A 17,284-nucleotide genomic window follows, 5' to 3' on the forward strand; every position below is an offset into this window, starting at 1 on the left:
TATTAAATTTCATCTTTACTGTGCGAAAAGGAGTGTCTGTGAAATCGCCTGTTGCGTTGAAGGTCTCTCGGCAAGAAGCCACGCTGATCCTTATTACCCTGTTATGGGGAGCGACATTTTTAATTGTTCATCATGCTATGCAAACTGCTAGCCCATTCTTTTTTGTCGGGGTCCGTTTTGCTGTCGCGGCGCTGTTGTTAGCGGCGGTATTTTGGCGAAGCCTGGCGGGCGTCACAACGAAAGACTTGCAAGCCGGGACATTAATCGGATTATGTATCGCGATAGGTTACAGCTTCCAAACCTGGGGAATGCAGACCATCTCCAGCAGTCAATCAGCCTTTATGACGGCGATGTATGTCCCCTTAGTTCCCTTACTACAATGGGTTTTCCTTAAGCGGCCCCCAGGCCTTATGTCTTGGTGTGGCATTATCCTAGCCTTCGTAGGACTTTTGCTGTTGTCTGGTAATGCGGGGGAGAGTACTCAGGGGTTGGGCATCGGTGAGTATGTGACGTTAATCAGTACCTTAGCGATTGCGGGAGAAATTATTCTGATCAGTGGCTATGCAGGGCAGGTGGATACCAAACGGGTCACTATCATCCAGTTAGCCGCCGCCTCGTTGTTCTCGTTTTTATTTATGGTACCCGCCGGAGAAACGGTCGGTCATTTTCCGCCAACGGTAATCCTTAGTGCGGCGGGGTTAGGCTTGATGAGTGCCATTATCCAATTGACCATGAACTGGGCACAACAGAGTATTTCGCCGACACGTGCGACGGTGATTTATGCCGGTGAACCCGTTTGGGCCGGAATTGTCGGACGTATCGCTGGGGAGGTTTTACCGAGCTTAGCGTTACTGGGCGGGGTATTAATTGTGGCTGGGGTATTGGTCAGCGAATTAAAAATTAAACGCCGAGCTAAACAACCTTGATGAAATAAGACGGGCAGTAAAGCCCGTCATATTATTCACTACGACTGAATCGATTTACGCTTAAAAAACCACCCCATGGCGAGAAGAATAAACCACACTGGTGTAACGCTCAGCGCTTGGCGTGTATCCGGCTGTAAGGTTAACAACACGATGATGAAAGCGAAGAACGCCAGCACCACCCAGCACATCACAACACCACCCGGCATCTTGAACGATGAGCGCTGATGCTTCTCTGGAAACTTTTTGCGGTAGGCAAGATAAGAGCAGAGAATAATTGACCAGACGAACATAAACAGAATTGCGGAAACAGTCGTGACTAACGTGAAAACAGTCATCACGTTCGGGATTAAATAGATTAACGCTACGCCCAAAAATAGACATAAGCATGAAAACAGTAATCCATTCACGGGAACCGACCGTTTAGATAATTTCCCAAACATCGTTGATGCCACGCCCTGTTCTGACAAGCCGAATAGCATACGACTGGTTGAAAAAATACCACTGTTGGCGGAGGATGCTGCCGAGGTGAGTACCACAAAGTTAACAATCCCTGCGGCGGCGGGTAAACCAATTAACACGAACATTGCGACAAATGGACTGCGTGCGGGGTCAATCTCATTCCATGGGGTTACGGCCATGATGACACAGAGCGCTAAGACGTAAAACATAATGATGCGCAGCGGGATAGAGTTGATGGCCTTAGGTAAGACTTTTGCAGGGTTATGCGTTTCAGCTGCGGCTGTTCCTACCAGCTCGATACCCACAAACGCGAAGACCGCAATTTGGAAACCGGCGAAGAAGCCAGAGAGGCCTTTAGGAAACATACCGCCGTGTGACCAGATATTATTGAGAGAAGCATAAGTGCCGTTAGGTAGCGCATAATGTGACGCGACCAGCACAATACCGACGACAATCAGACTGATAATGGCGATGATTTTAATGATCGCGAACCAGAACTCCATCTCGCCGAACAATTTTACGGTAGCAATGTTAAGTATTAAGAAGGTTGCAACGCAGAGAATAGCACTTAACCACACCGAGAACTCTGGGAACCAAAATTGGAAGTAGGCACTGATGGCCACAATATCGGCCACTCCGGTAACTACCCAACAGAACCAGTAAGTCCATCCAGTAAAGTAGCCGGCCCAAGGACCCAGTAAATCTGCAGCGAAATCGCTAAACGATTTATATTCCAAGTTAGCGAGTAATAATTCGCCCATTGCACGCATCACAAAAAAGAGCATAAAGCCGATAAGCATATAAACAAATATGATCGACGGACCCGCAAGACTAATCGTTTTGCCAGAGCCCATAAACAAGCCGGTGCCAATCGCTCCGCCAATGGCAATTAATTGAATATGCCGGTTATGCAAACTGCGCTTAAGTGAACCTTCACCCTTATCAGGGTGCTGGGGATCGGTGAGATTCGTCATGAAAAATTTCCTGTGATGATGATGGTCAATCGTTGTTGTTATTTTTAGAACGCACTAAAGGTTTGTAACATACTCTGCTTCATTTTGAGAATAGGGGGCGGGGGGATTTGCGTCATATCGGGCCAAATAAATGGAGAGAGATGAAAATACCTCCTGAAACAGGAGGTCATTATAGGTTAGGCAAGATAGGCGGCTTTAATTTGTTGCAGCGTTGCAGAGAACTGAGTCTTATCTTCGCCGTCTTCCAACGTCGAGAGTTGGCGCTCCATACGAAGGATCGCTTTACCTGCATCAACCTGACCCATGGACTTCAGCATACAAGCCAATAACATCTTCATACAGTTGACTTCTTTCGACAAACTTTCAACATCTTGAGCAGTAGTGATTGCTTGGCTCATTATGTTTTCTCCAATAGATGAAATAAATTGGGCTGAGTGTACCACAATAACTTTATTTCTATATAGCAGCGACCCTAGCTGAGTGTGGTTATCTGCGCCATACTAAGCAGGAGTGCTGCAAGCTGAGGCAACATAAGCCCTATTAGATAACGAGTAGACTTAGGACGGCAGTGTGACTGAACGATTTGATGCAAAAGAATTTTTAAAACATGTAACGCACCAACCTGGTGTATACCGTATGTATGATGCCAAAGAACAGGTGATTTACGTCGGTAAAGCGAAAGACCTCAGAAAACGGCTGAGTAGCTACTTTCGTCAAAATGTTGGCAGTCGAAAGACAGAAGCTTTAGTGGCGAACATTGCTCAGATTGATGTCACCGTTACCCATACCGAAACCGAAGCTCTGTTGCTTGAGCATAACTACATCAAGCTCTACCAACCTCGCTACAATGTTTTGTTACGAGACGATAAATCTTATCCCTTCATCTTTCTAAGTGGTGACAAACATCCTCGTTTGGCGATGCATCGTGGCGCGAAACAGGCGAAAGGGGATTATTACGGTCCTTTCCCTAATGGGTATGCGGTGAAAGAAACCTTAATTTTATTGCAGAAAATCTTCCCTATACGCCAGTGTGAAAACAGTGTGTACCGTAACCGTACGCGTCCCTGTTTACAGTATCAAATTGGGCGCTGTTTAGGGCCTTGTGTGGAAGGCTTGGTCAGCGAAGAAGAGTACAAGCTGCAGACGGATTATGTGCGCCTGTTCCTCTCTGGGAAGGATGATCAAGTCCTGCGTCAGTTGGTTTCAAGAATGGAACAAGCGAGTCAGGACTTGAAGTTTGAAGAGGCAGGAAGATTACGGGATCAAATTCAAGCGGTACGCCGCGTGACCGAGAAGCAGTTTGTCTCCAATCAAGGCGATGACCTTGATGCGATCAGTGTGGCCTACGATGCTGGATTAGCCTGTGTCCATGTGCTGTTTATTCGTCAAGGTAAAGTCTTAGGTAGCCGAAGCTATTTTCCGAAGGTACCCGCCGATACAGAGTTAACTGAGGTAGTGCAAACCTTCGTCGGCCAATTTTACCTGCAGGGGAGTGAGTCTCGCTCTTTACCGACTCAAATTCTGGTCGATTTCCCGTTGCCTGAAAAAGAGGTGCTTAGCGAATCATTAACGGAATTAGCGGGTCGTAAAATCCAATTGCAGACCCAACCACGTGGTGATAGGGCTCGCTATCTGAAACTTGCGCGGACCAACGCCACCTCGGCATTGGTTGCAAAACGCTCGCAATACTCAACCTTATCCCAACGTTTCAAGGCGCTGACGGAGTATCTGCAGTTGCCCAAGCTACAGCGGATGGAGTGTTTCGATATTAGTCACACCATGGGCGAGCAGACCATTGCTTCCTGTGTGGTCTTCGACCCGACGGGGCCGGTTCGTGCGGAATACAGACGATATAATATCGAAGGGATTACTCCGGGTGACGACTATGCCGCGATGCGTCAAGTATTACGCCGCCGTTACGGTAAGCCCTTGGAGCCAGAAAAGATCCCCGACCTGATCATAATCGACGGGGGAAAAGGGCAGTTATCTCAGGCGATCGACGTTTTCGCTGAACTCGATGTACCTTGGGATAAGACCAAACCTCTCTTACTCGGGGTAGCGAAAGGCAGTGATCGTAAAGCGGGCCTTGAAACACTGTTTAAATTACCGGTCGGAGAGGGGATGTCATTACCCGCGGACGATCCAGCGCTACACCTTATCCAACATATTCGAGATGAGTCGCATAACCATGCAATTGCGGGCCACCGTAAAAAACGCGCTAAAGTTAAATCGACCAGTTCGTTGGAAGATATTGAAGGTATTGGGCCGAAACGTCGCCAGCAGCTATTGAAATATATGGGGGGATTGCAGCCGCTCAAAAATGCCTCTATAGAAGAAATTGCCAGTGTTCCGGGTATTTCACCGAGTCTGGCAGAAAAAATATTCTATTCACTGAAACACTAGCATTGAAACAGGGTGCACAATGTAGGAACATAAGGCTTCGCTCTCACTGCTAGGCCTTTGTTGCATATGCAATTTACAATACCGACGTATCTCACGTTTTTTCGCGTGATCTTGATCCCATTCTTTGTCCTTGCTTTTTATCTGCCTTTTAGCTGGGGGCCGACGGTGACGGCGCTTCTCTTTGTCATTGCTGCAGTAACGGACTGGTTTGACGGTTTTCTAGCTCGCCGCTTAAAACAAACTACCGCTTTCGGGGCCTTCTTAGATCCGGTTGCCGATAAGGTATTAGTGGCGATAGCTCTAGTGTTAGTGACTGAGCATTTTCATAGCTGGTGGATTACTTTACCCGCGGCAACCATGATTGCCCGTGAAATTATCATCTCAGCACTGCGTGAATGGATGGCTGAAATCGGTAAACGTAGCAGCGTGGCAGTGTCATGGATTGGTAAATTCAAGACCAGCGCACAAATGTTTGCGTTGCTGGCATTGCTTTGGCGGCCGAGTGAAGCCTTAACGATTGTCGGTATTATCGCGCTCTATGTGGCCGCCATCTTAACGTTTTGGTCGATGTTTCAATATTTAAAAGCATCGAGTAACGATCTAATGAATTCTTAAGCAGTTTTTGTTTATCAATACGTCATTATGATGTTTTTTCAGTCGGTCGAGACTGAAATACCAAAAAAAGTGGTTGTGGCTATTGCCAACCCTAAGAAGACAGTCCATAATAGCCACCATTCCGAACAGGGATATGAATTAACACTTTGAAAAATAAGAAGTTAGTTCGATAAAAAGTAATTTACTTGTTAAGGCAAGTATAAGAATTACGGCGCGTTGGCAGAGTGGCTATGCAGCGGATTGCAAATCCGTGTACCTCGGTTCGACTCCGGGACGCGCCTCCAAATTCTGCCCAGGTGGTGAAATCGGTAGACACAAGGGATTTAAAATCCCTCGGCTGTAAGGCTGTGCGGGTTCAAGTCCCGCTCTGGGCACCATCGATATTAATAATAAGCACTGTGTGCAATGTCGAATTACCGCTTAAGCGGATGTCAGTTTTAAGGTTAACCCTGTTTGGGTAACTCAGTTGTAAAATCATTATCCTGCTTTGATGATGATAAATAGAATTTGCCCAGGTGGTGAAATCGGTAGACACAAGGGATTTAAAATCCCTCGGCTGTAAGGCTGTGCGGGTTCAAGTCCCGCTCTGGGCACCACCGGTTCTAATGTATAAAAATGAGCACTCTGTGCAAATTTGCTTAACCGCCGAAAGGCGGTTTTTCTTTTCTTGCGTTCAAATACCTTTTCTTCTATCCCCCCTCAATCATCCCGCATTTCCTTTTCGCTGTTACGGCTCAACCCTCATTTGTGGCTGAGATATCAATGGAAGGAGGCGAGACGCTCACCTCCTTAGTGATCAGGTTAGCGGATTAGTGGCTACTCATCCCCACCATAAATTGTGAGCAATTTGAGTGTGTTGATGCCGCTTGAATTTGCTGTTCATCCAATTGGAACGCATCACCCGCTGCGGTATTCAATAAATGCTTCTGCGACGCTTGGCCCAGAGAACGAACCTGATCCTGCGCCAGTAATTTATTATCAACGGCCGCATTTATCACACTGCAGGTCGCATTGATCACGTTATATTTACCAACCGTCGCGGAGTTAATCAGCCAGCCAGCAATTCCTCCCACAACAATCCCTATGCACGTCGAAACAAATTTTTTTAAAGACATCGATAATCCCTTACTTAGCATTAATTAACCGAATCTATATTTGAAGAAGTCGAGAATAAGTATAAGGCGTAGTACGCAGATTAGTATTGAATTTTCCTATTCATTGATTCAAGGCCTAGAAAAGGCAGAAGGCAGGGTTGCAATAACGCAGCAAAACGTCGGCGAGCAGCTGCTAGTGGACTGGATTAGAGGGCTAAGGGAAGTGTCCATTAGCCTCCGATTAGCACCTTATTCGTCACTCACGAGCTTAGGAAGCTCCATGGGTAAATGTCCTTTTATATCTCTACCGGAAGGGCGTTGGAAAATACCGAGTTGGAAAAATCCCGCTGTGGCATACATAAATTCGAATATTTGGGATTGCGTCTCTTCATACTCATTCCAAAAAACATTGGAAGTAAAACAATAGATTTCAATAGGGAGTCCCTCAGCGGTAGGGCTTAGTTGGCGAACGACTACATACATATCATTACAGATATCTTCTCGCTGCCGCAAATAACTCAAGATATAGCCGCGATATAGGCCTAAATTGGTGATCCCATGATTGACGGACAGGGCTAAATTTTGACGGATATAGTCAGCTATCTTATCGCCGATAATTGAACGCTGGTCATCAAGACTCTCGGCCAGTGCAGGGGTCGCAAACGCTATACTCGATTGATCGATAAAGAAGCTACGCTTGATGCGTCTTCCCCCGGAAGCGAACATCGGTTGCCAGTTAGTGTAGGTCTCGGTGATAAAGTTTTTAGTGGGAACCTGAGAGAGTGTATTGTCCCAGTTACGAATGGTGATCGTGTGCAAGGCAATATCGGTCACCTCACCGCTGATATTGGCAACTGGCATCTCAATCCAGTCACCCAATTGGATCACATGGGAAGATGAGACCTGAATATTGGCGACCAGTGAGATAAGCGTATGTTGAAATACCAGCATTAACACTGCGGCAATGGCACCTAAACTGGAAATAACGATGCCAGGCGATTTATTGGACAAGGTCGCGATCACTAAAATGGTGGCAATAGACGAGACGACTATCTTACCAATCTGTACGTAGCCTTTAATCGACCCGGCTTTGGAACCATGCTTACGAGCATAAACGTCTTTGGTGGTATCCAATAATTCGTTGATCAGCATCGTGATATTCACGATGAAGAGCACCCCACAAATCGTCCTGATCGCCTCAACCAATCCTTCTGACAGCCCAGGAATGAGTTGGGAGAGGAAGTAGACTGTTACGACCGGAATGATATTGGCTAGCCTACGAGTGATCCGTAAGTCTTTTTTCTGAGTATCACGCTGACTGTTGGTATGCAGAATAAATTTTCGCACAATGCTCAGTAAGAAGAATTTACAGATCACAGAGGAGATAAACCCTGCGAACAGCATCAACGTTACGGCGAGTAGGGAGTAAGTCACTGGGTTGTTGAGCACCCAGTGCCACAGAGTCAAAAGGTCTTGCATGAAAGCACTCAGTAGTTGTCGACGTTAAGGCTGATGATCATTAATTTTTTTTTATTTTTTTTCTAGTCTAAAAATGGTTTTGTCATCAATACAGAGAAAAAAGATAGATTTTATCGGCAATCGCTCCAAGCGAAGCACTAATCAGAACGTAACCATGAATAAAAATCACGACTGAAACGGTGATTATGCAAAATTATTACGCTCCTTTTAGGAGGGTAACAGTAAACCCCTCTTCAACGTTGCCTATCTTTCGGATTAATGAAGAGAAAAAAATAGCGGTTAAGCTATTAATCTTGATATAGATCATGTTTTTTTAGCATTAATCAAAATGCTGGTTTATTGATATTTATCATATTAATTTTCTGAACTCAACTTTCTGGATGTTATCTTTGATTATTCGTGCGAATAGATTTGTTTGTAATCTTCCACTTTTTGTAAAAAATAGCTGATAAGGAGAGTTAAAAACCCACTAAATTTTATTATTTGATTCATTATCCCCTATCTAAAAAAAATAAAAACCCTTAATAATCATTAGTGAAAGTGATTTTCATTGATGTAGGTCAGTTTATTATATTAATTATTTTAATATTTACACAGTGATTATTGCTGATTGTGCACTCTGGCTGATTATTTCGTTTTTTGATAAGATTATTTCTAAATACACATCCTCTTTCTGAGGTTAGTAGGCAACACTGCGCTAGATGATTGAATAAGTAATCGCAATAGTTCTTTATTATAAAGAGTATGGCATTTAATTTTTTACTTTATTGCAACAATAAGCGCTGAAAAAGCGGTGTCCATTTTCGTTAAGGCAATAAATAGTTCATCTATACACCCCTTTGTAAAAAGGGAGTAAAGAATTCTTATGTAAGTCATTGGCCTATTGAAATTAACCAGACCGCATCACTCTGAGGTTAAATAATGAAGAAAGTAAAAATAGGCTTAATGGCGATAATGATGTTGTCTGTTGGCCAATCAATCAGTTGCGCTGCTCAGGAACCTCTGGGTTGGGCTGCGCCGTTGACGACCACGACATTAAAAGACGCCATAATGTTCGCTTTTCAGCGAGATCCTTCGGTAGGGCAACAAGCCGCTCAAGTGGGTATAGGCCAAGCGCAAATTGATCAAGCACGCAGTGCATGGATGCCACAATTATCCTTAAGTGGTAGCGCTGGCCATAGCCAGACAACAGACTCCAGTGGCTCTTTAAGCAACTCTACAACGTGGGGGATGAGTCTCACTCAACTCGTCTATGACTTTGGAAAAACGAATAATGCGATTGATCAAAGCGAGGCTCAACGTAATAGCTATCGTTATCAGCTGATGGCCACGCTCTCTTCAGTGGCTGAAAAAACTGCCTTGGATTATGTTGAGGTGCAACGCTATACCGCCCTAGTGCAAGCGGCTCAGCAAAATATTGTGGCGCTACAAAGTGTTTCTCGTATGGCACAGCTCCGGGCGCAGGCTGGTTTAAGTTCGACGTCTGACGAACTCCAGACACGGACCCGGGTCGCAGGCATGCAAGCTACCCTTCAACAATATCAAGCCACCTTGATGAGTGCGCGGGCAAAGTTAGCCGTCCTGACTGGCATGAACGCCTCAGATTATGCGCCAATACCTACTGCCATCGCAATTAAAGATACTTCGCTTAACGATATAGATTATTCGTTAATACCCTCTGTGCTGGCCGCGAAAGAGATGGAATCTTCAGCCCAATACGGTATTCAAAAAGTCCGTGCGCAATATTGGCCAACCATTAGTGTTCGCGGCGGCCGCACACGATATCAATCGAGTAATCGCTCTTATTGGGATAACCAAATCCAGCTCAATGTCGATGCGCCCATTTATCAAGGCGGGGCCGTTTCGGCACAAGTTAGGCAAGCGCAGGGAGCGAAAGAAGTGGCTGCGACGCAAGTTGACCAGGCGCGTTTTGATGTATTGCAAAAAGCCTCCGTGGCCTTGGCGGATTGGCTAGGCGCACAAGCCCGAATCGATGTGAATAAACAACAAGTCCTGAATGCCGATCAAACTCGTGAAGTTTATAAAAATGAATACACATTGAATAAAAGAAGTATTAACGATCTGTTAAGTGTTGAGCAAGATGTGTGGCAAGCCATCTCTTCACAGATTAATTCCCAATATGATGCCTGGACCGCAGCCATTAATTATGCAACATCACTTGATAATTTATTACCGTTATTAGGTATTGAAAAAAACACACGAGCGACATTACCCGATTTAAATTAATTAAATTCAAACATAACAGCAATTTACCCATTGCTATGGGGTTTTAGAGTAATAAAAATTTATTGCTCAGGGATGCTCCATAGTTTTTTTATACCAGGAGAATAATGTGAAAACATTTGATATCGATGTTATCGCGAGGAAAACGGCAGAAAAATCCGTTTTACACGCACAAGGTAATATGGCCTTAACCCTGACGGCACCAAGCGTTGTAGAAATTCACGGGCAAGCACAGGATGTAGTGAAATATATTCGTCAGGGTAAAGATCTCCTGATTTATATGAAAGATGGTAGCGTTATCCGTTGTAACGGCTACTTCGTGGAGGATGCGCAATCGCCCGCTCACTCGGAGCTCGTCTTTAACGACAATAACCAACTTACCCATATTAGTTTTGATGATGTCGCCGAAGGTACGGAACTCAGTGCAACGCCTTTGGTTGCCCATAGCACTCCGATTGACAGCATTGAGCCTTTATTGGCGCAGGAAGGCGTATTAAGTGATCTACCGTGGGGATGGATTGCGGGTGCAGCAGTGGGTGGTGGGGCATTGGGAGCCTTACTGTCTAGCGGGGGGGGACACTCTAAGACTAAAGTCATTGATAATACCCAGCCAGTAGAAAAGGCGACGCCGACGTTTAACGTCACCGACAATCAAGGCGACAAACAAGGGTTAGTGGCCACCAATACCACGATCGATGATAACACGCCTACCTTTAGCGGCACTGGCGAGCCGGGCGCGACCATTCAAATTAAAGATGGTGACGGCAATACTATCGCTAGCACTATGGTCGACAGTAAAGGGTCTTGGACCGTCAATTTACCGACACAAACCGATGGTGCGCATAGCTGGTCAGTCACACAAATTGACGGAACCAATACCACCTCTGCAGGGTCCATCGATGTCACCATCGCGACCGCCAAAGCCCAACTAGTGATTAATACCATTGCAGGCGATAACCAACTTAATGCCGATGAGCATCAAGCCGATGTGACGATCTCGGGATTAAGCCAGCAGCTGCCTGAAGGGACACAGGTTACGGTATCGATTAACGGCAAAAATTACACGGCAAGCGTTGACCCATCAGGTCAGTGGAGCGTGGTAATGCCAGGCGAGGACGCTAAAGCCCTTGCAGAGGGTAGTTGGACCGTTACCGTCACCGCGACGGATAGCACCGGTAACCATATTACTCAGACGCAACAAATTACCGTTGATACCCAAGCACCGACCTTAACACTGGATACCGTAGCAGGCGATCAAGTCGTTAACGCCACCGAACACCAAGCGGCGCTGATTCTATCAGGGGCCTCGAACGCTGCCAGCGGTACGAGTGTTACAGTAACCTTTGGGGCGCAAACCTATCAGGCTACGGTCGACGATCAAGGCAAATGGCAAGTTACTGTACCTGCCGAAACGGTTAAGAGTCTGACTGATGGCGATTATAGCTATACCGCTTCAATTACGGACCAAGCGGGTAATACCGCGACAGCAAGTAGTCATTTTGTTGTTGATACGACCGCGCCGATTATTACTATCGATGCTTTTGCTGGGGATGATGTCGTCAATAGCGACGAACAACAGGTCGCACAACTGCTTACTGGTAAAGTCGCGGGCGCCGCGGCAGGCGATATCGTCAAGGTGAGCATTGGAGGTACCGACCTTCAAGGCGTTGTGGCAGCAGATGGCACCTGGAGTGTGGGTGTGCCTGCAGCGATTTTCGCTTCGCTCGCGCAAGGTCAACAATCCGCCACCGTCTCCATCACCGATGCGGCAGGCAACACCGGAAGTGCCACGCATGATTTCACGCTGAGTGGGGCTGCTCCGACCTTATCGATTGAAGCAATTAGTCAAGATAACGTCATCAATGCCAATGAGGCACTTCAGCCGTTAGCCCTGAGTGGTAAGAGTAATTTAGCCGATGGGTCAGTGGTCACCATCAGTCTCAATCATATCGACTATCAGGCCACCGTCACGCAAGGTGTTTGGAAAATCACCGTGCCAGCAACGGATGTGATGCATCTCGATAACACCTTGTATACCGTCACCGTAACAGGGTCTGACAGTGCGGGTAACCTAGGCAGCGCACAAGCCAGCGTATTGGTCGATACCCATCTGCCACAAGTATCCATTGATGCCTTCGCGACCGATAACCTCGTCAATCACGACGAAATTGCCGTTGATCAGTCGCTCAGTGGTCGGGTCGTCGGTGCCGCGGCAGGGGATAACATTACCGTCACCCTTGGTGGGAAGACGTATACCACCACAGTTGAAAAAGATTTAACCTGGCATACCACTCTCCCTGCGGCCGATATGGCTGCACTGGGCGATGGTAAAATCGCTATCGATGTGTCGGTCACCAATACTCACGGTAATACAGGTGATAGCTCGCTGGGTATCGATATCAATGCTCAACTTCCAGGACTGCGTATTGATACGGTCTCTGGCGATGACGTCATCAATGCACTTGAACAGCAGCAAGATCTCACTGTAACCGGAAACAGTGAACATCTGGATGCAGGCACAATTATTAGCGTAACAGTTAATCAAGTCGTTTACAGTGCGGTCGTCGACGACCAAGGTCATTGGCAAATCGGCATCCCAGCGGCAGATATGACTCACTGGCCAGCGGGCGCATTATCTATTACCGCAACCGCTAGCGACGCGTACGGTAATCATGCGGCAATTACCCACCCTATTACGGTTAATAACGATCACGTTGCCCTCACTATCGATACGGTGTCGAGTGACGATATGATTAATGCTGCCGAGCAACAACAAGCGTTAGTCCTGTCGGGTAAAACGCAACACGTTGAAGCCGGACAGAGCGTCATTATCAAGTTTGCTGGACAGCTATTCACCGCCAGCGTTGAAAAAGATGGTACCTGGCATGTTACCGTGCCTGCCTCAGCAATGAGTGGCTTAACTGATGGTCGTACTGAGATTTCAGCGACCGTTGCAGATGTCAGTGGGAATAGTACAGAAAGCTCTCGCATTATCACGGTAGATACCCAGCCTCCCTCTATCGCTATTGACACAGTTACAGCGGATAACCAGCTCAATGCGAGCGAAGCACAGCAACCTTTAGTCATCAGTGGATCGTCAACTGCCGAAGCGGGTCAGAAAGTGACCGTCACGCTTGACGGCAAAGCGTATTCAGCAACGGTTGATAAACAAGGTCACTGGCAGGTCACTGTGCCATCTGACGATCTGGTCGCGTTACCGCAAGGGAATAATGCGGTCACCGCAACGGTATCGGACATCTCAGGAAATTCATCGAGTTTCTCTCATGACTTCACCGTGGACACTGTCGTGCCGGTTGTCACGATTAATACCGTGGCGGGGGACGATGTCATCAATGCGGCAGAGCATCAACACGCACAGATTATTAGCGGTTCTGCGACCGGTGGCGCCGCGGGCGATACAGTAACTATTACCTTGAATGGCCAAAGCTATACTGCAGTACTGGATGCACAAGGACAATGGAGCGCAGGCATCCCAAGTTCAGCCGTCGCCGCGCTACAAGAAGGTAAAACTCAAATCAGTGTTACTGTCACTGACCATGCCGGCAACACGGGAACGGCGACTCACGATGTGACAGTTAATACGCAAGATCCGGCGTTAGCGTTCAATACTATTGCTGGCGATAATGTGGTGAATACCGATGAGCATCTGGCCACCTTAACCCTCTCTGGACGCAGCAGCGATTTAGCCGAAGGAACGAGTGTAACGGTCGTTATTGCAGGGAAGTCTTACACTGCGATCACAGACAGTCAGGGCAATTGGTCGGTAACCTTATCCGCTCAAGACGTCAGCGCATTACCGGAAGGTCAACTTTCGATTTCAGCAAGTGCAACGAATGATGTAGGCAATAGCGTAAGTTCATCGACAACTATTACGGTCGATACGCATCTCCCAACGGTCAGTATCAACACTATCGCTGGCGACGATGTGATCAACGCGAGTGAGTTAGCTACCGGACAAACCCTCAGCGGTAAAGTCAGCGGGGCAGCAGCAGGCGATACCGTGACCGTGCATCTGGGCGGAAACACTTACACCGCAACGGTGGCTAAGGATCTAACCTGGAGCATTAATGTTTCCAGTAAAGATCTGACGGCGATGGGTAACGGTCCATTAACGGTCGACGCCTCAGTCACCAATCAACATGGCAACAAGGGTAATGTACAACACGCGATAAGCATTGATGCCAACTTACCTGGGCTGCGGGTCAATACTGTGGCGGGTGATGATGTTATCAACACGATTGAACATGGTCAGAATCTACTCATCACCGGTTCTAGCCAAGGGATCGCGGAGAACAGTACGTTAACCGTAACCATTGATGGCAAGACGTACAGTGCCAACGTGATGGCGGATGGTAGTTGGAGCGCGGCGGTGCCGAGCAGCGATGTCAGCACGTGGAAGGCAGGTAGTCTACAAATCGCAGTCAGTGGCGAAAGCAGTGCCGGTAACCCAGTCAATATTCTACATCCAGTGACCGTTGACCTTGCCGACGTGGCAATCAGTATAAACACCGTCAGTAATGACGATGTCATCAATGCAGCCGAAAAAGGTCAAGATCTCGCACTAAGTGGCAGTACTCATGATGTCGCAGAAGGCAGTCAAGTCACCGTAAGTGTTGCGGGGCATCAGTACACTACGACAGTAGAGAGTGATGGTAAGTGGGCGGTGACCGTACCCGCAGCGGATATGGCCAATCTCCATGACGGAATAAGTCATGTCGAGGTGAGTGTCACTACGCCTACCGGTAACAGCGCGCAAGCGGGTCGTGAGATCCAAATAGATACACAGCCGCCGAGTTTAACGATTGATAACCTGACGCAAGATAACGTCCTCAATGCACAAGAGTCGAGCAGTGACCAGTTGATCAGCGGTAGCAGCACGGCGCAAGCTGGCCAAGAAGTGACGGTTAGCCTGAACGGTAAGGACTATAAGACTACCGTCGATGCGCAAGGGCATTGGCAGGTCAAGATCCCCGCAACCGATCTGCAAGCCTTAAGTGAAGGTCAAACCTCGATCAGCGCGACAGTCGCGGATAAAGCAGGCAACAGCACGCAAGCTGAGCATAGCTTCCAAGTCGACGCTCAAGCGCCAGTGATTACCATTGATAAGATCGCGGGCGATGACATCATTAATATCGATGAACATAGCCAAGCGCAAATCATTAGCGGTAGTGCAACGGGTGGCGCTGCAGGCAACAGTGTTACAGTGACTCTTGGCGGGAAAACCTACACCACAGTTTTAGATGCTGCTGGGAAATGGAGTGTAGGCGTTCCTGCATCCGTTATTTCCGGTCTACAGGACGGTAACGTCAATATCGCTGTCACGGTAACGGACAGTGTTGGCAATGTTGGCAAGGCAAGCCACGACATTACTGTCGACACGGGATTACCTTCCATCAGTATCAATTCTGTGACGAGCGACAACGTCATTAATGCCGCAGAAAAAGGGCAAGATCTGACGCTATCGGGTAGCACCAGCCATATTGAACCGGGTAACACCGTAGTGATCGCTTTTGCAGGAAAAAGCTATTCAGTAGTGGTGGATGCAAAAGGAAATTGGACGCTGTATGTGCCTTCTTCAGCCTTGGCTGATTTAAAAGAAGGCAGTGCACAGGTTCAGGTTTCCGTGCATAACACTAGCGGTAACAGTGCGCAGGCAAGCCATGAGTTTATGGTCGATAGCTTAGCACCCATGTTACAGCTTGACCCGATCAGCACCAATAACGTTGTGAATGCACAAGAGGCGCAACAGCCGCTGACGTTGACGGGAAGTACCTCAGCAGAAGCGGGTCAGACGGTCAATGTGACGTTTAATAACAAACAGTACAGTGCGACCGTTGAGGCGAATGGTTCATGGTCGGTCACCGTTCCACCAGAAGACGTTGCGGCATTACAAGATGGGCAATATAAGGTTTCGGCCAGCGTAGAGGATAAAGCGGGTAACAGCTCAACGTCTGCGATCGATCTGCTTGTCGATATCACTGCCCCGACGACAACTATTGCGACGGTGGCGGGCGATGATGTCGTCAATGTTGCCGAGCATAGCCAAGCATTGATTATTCAAGGTCAGGCAAGTGGTACGGAAGCGGGGGATACCGTCGCGGTGACATTAAACGGAAAAACCTACAACGTGGTCGTTGATGCACAGGGTCAATGGAGCCTCGGCATTCCAGCGACAGATGTCTCAGCTATGAGCGAAGGCGATTATCAGGTGACGGCGACGGTGACTGATAAAGCGGGTAATAGCCAAAGCATCACGCACGATATCCATGTTGAGTTAACCGCACCGGTACTGAGCATCAACACCATTGCGGGCGATGACATCATCAATAGCACGGAGAAAGGCAAAGATATCACCATCACCGGTCAAGCGACTGGGCTTACCTCAGGCGCGAAAGTCACTGTTAATCTTAACGGTCAGCACTATACGGCGACCGTCGATGATAAAGGACAGTGGAGCACCGTGATCCCGGCCGCCGATGTGGCGAATCTGGGTGAAGCCAACTATTCGGTAACGGCTACAGCGATAAATGATGCAGGGAACAGCGGTAATATTTCCCATACCATCTCAGTTGGTACTCAGACGCCACTTGTCACCATTAATACCGTGGCAGGCGATGATGTGATCAACGCCAGCGAGCTGGCAGCAGGTCAAACCCTGAGCGGTAAAGTCAGTGGTGCCGCCGCAGGCGATACCGTGACCGTGACCCTCGGCGGTAAGACTTATACCGCGACGGTGGCGAAGGATCTGACGTGGAGCGTTAAGGTACCCAGTGACGATCTGACCGCGATGGGCAACGGTGCCTTGACGGTTGATGCGTCGGTCACCAATAAAACCGGTAATACCGGTCATACCGAACATGCGATCAGCATCGATGCTAACTTGCCGGGCTTACGGGTCGATACCGTGGCGGGTGATGACATCGTCAACACTATTGAGCATAACCAAAACCTGATTGTTACCGGCTCGAGCCAAGGGATCGCCGCCAACAGTGCCTTAACCGTGACCATTAACGGTAAGACCTACAGCGCGACCGTGCTGGCCGATGGGTCGTGGCGTGCGGCAGTGCCG

The 17,284-nt window shown here is 47.8% G+C and carries 9 protein-coding genes and 3 tRNA genes; 8 read left to right on the plus strand and 4 right to left on the minus strand.

What is annotated here, in order from left to right:
• Nucleotides 1-38: 38 nt before the first annotated feature.
• The gene (locus tag BMX14_RS07095) at nucleotides 39-926 is read left to right on the plus strand and encodes a DMT family transporter (protein ID WP_408011864.1); all 888 of its coding nucleotides are present in this window, start codon (nucleotides 39-41) and stop codon (nucleotides 924-926) included.
• 38 nt (nucleotides 927-964) lie between these two features.
• On the opposite strand, the gene cycA is transcribed toward BMX14_RS07095, so the two are convergent.
• Complete coding sequence (gene cycA / locus BMX14_RS07100) at nucleotides 965-2,359, minus strand: D-serine/D-alanine/glycine transporter (protein ID WP_092674758.1); 1,395 nt, start codon at nucleotides 2,357-2,359, stop codon at nucleotides 965-967.
• Nucleotides 2,360-2,535: 176 nt separating this feature from the next.
• A complete protein-coding gene (locus BMX14_RS07105; RefSeq protein WP_092674760.1) occupies nucleotides 2,536-2,757 on the minus strand; it encodes a DUF2594 family protein in 222 nt (73 codons plus the stop codon).
• A gap of 172 nt (nucleotides 2,758-2,929) precedes the next feature.
• Between BMX14_RS07105 and uvrC the strand changes: the two genes are divergently transcribed.
• From uvrC to BMX14_RS07130, 5 genes are all read left to right on the plus strand, one after another.
• Nucleotides 2,930-4,762, plus strand: coding sequence for an excinuclease ABC subunit UvrC (gene uvrC, locus BMX14_RS07110; protein WP_092674762.1), 1,833 nt, complete (start codon nucleotides 2,930-2,932; stop codon nucleotides 4,760-4,762).
• Nucleotides 4,763-4,828: 66 nt separating this feature from the next.
• Nucleotides 4,829-5,377 (plus strand): CDP-diacylglycerol--glycerol-3-phosphate 3-phosphatidyltransferase, encoded by a 549-nt coding sequence (gene pgsA / locus BMX14_RS07115; RefSeq protein ID WP_092674764.1) that lies wholly within the window; start codon nucleotides 4,829-4,831, stop codon nucleotides 5,375-5,377.
• Between the two features lie 210 nt (nucleotides 5,378-5,587).
• Nucleotides 5,588-5,661, plus strand: a tRNA-Cys gene (locus tag BMX14_RS07120).
• A 6-nt stretch (nucleotides 5,662-5,667) separates the two neighbouring features.
• Nucleotides 5,668-5,754, plus strand: a tRNA-Leu gene (locus BMX14_RS07125).
• Nucleotides 5,755-5,886: 132 nt separating this feature from the next.
• Nucleotides 5,887-5,973, plus strand: a tRNA-Leu gene (locus tag BMX14_RS07130).
• A gap of 213 nt (nucleotides 5,974-6,186) precedes the next feature.
• Here the strand turns inward: BMX14_RS07130 and BMX14_RS07135 are convergent.
• Together BMX14_RS07135 and BMX14_RS07140 are read right to left on the minus strand one after the other, a co-directional pair.
• Nucleotides 6,187-6,492, minus strand: a complete 306-nt coding sequence (locus tag BMX14_RS07135; protein WP_092674766.1) for a hypothetical protein — start codon at nucleotides 6,490-6,492, stop codon at nucleotides 6,187-6,189.
• Between the two features lie 228 nt (nucleotides 6,493-6,720).
• The gene (locus BMX14_RS07140; RefSeq protein WP_092674768.1) at nucleotides 6,721-7,950 is read right to left on the minus strand and encodes a mechanosensitive ion channel family protein; all 1,230 of its coding nucleotides are present in this window, start codon (nucleotides 7,948-7,950) and stop codon (nucleotides 6,721-6,723) included.
• A 954-nt stretch (nucleotides 7,951-8,904) separates the two neighbouring features.
• Between BMX14_RS07140 and BMX14_RS07145 the strand changes: the two genes are divergently transcribed.
• A complete protein-coding gene (locus BMX14_RS07145; RefSeq protein ID WP_268993424.1) occupies nucleotides 8,905-10,197 on the plus strand; it encodes a TolC family outer membrane protein in 1,293 nt (430 codons plus the stop codon).
• Between the two features lie 106 nt (nucleotides 10,198-10,303).
• On the plus strand, nucleotides 10,304-17,284 hold a 6,981-nt coding region (locus tag BMX14_RS07150; RefSeq protein WP_177173103.1), incomplete at its 3' end, for an Ig-like domain-containing protein.

Origin of the sequence: Rosenbergiella nectarea, assembly GCF_900111105.1 — a bacterium.
Classification (GTDB): Bacteria; Pseudomonadota; Gammaproteobacteria; order Enterobacterales; family Enterobacteriaceae; genus Rosenbergiella; species Rosenbergiella nectarea.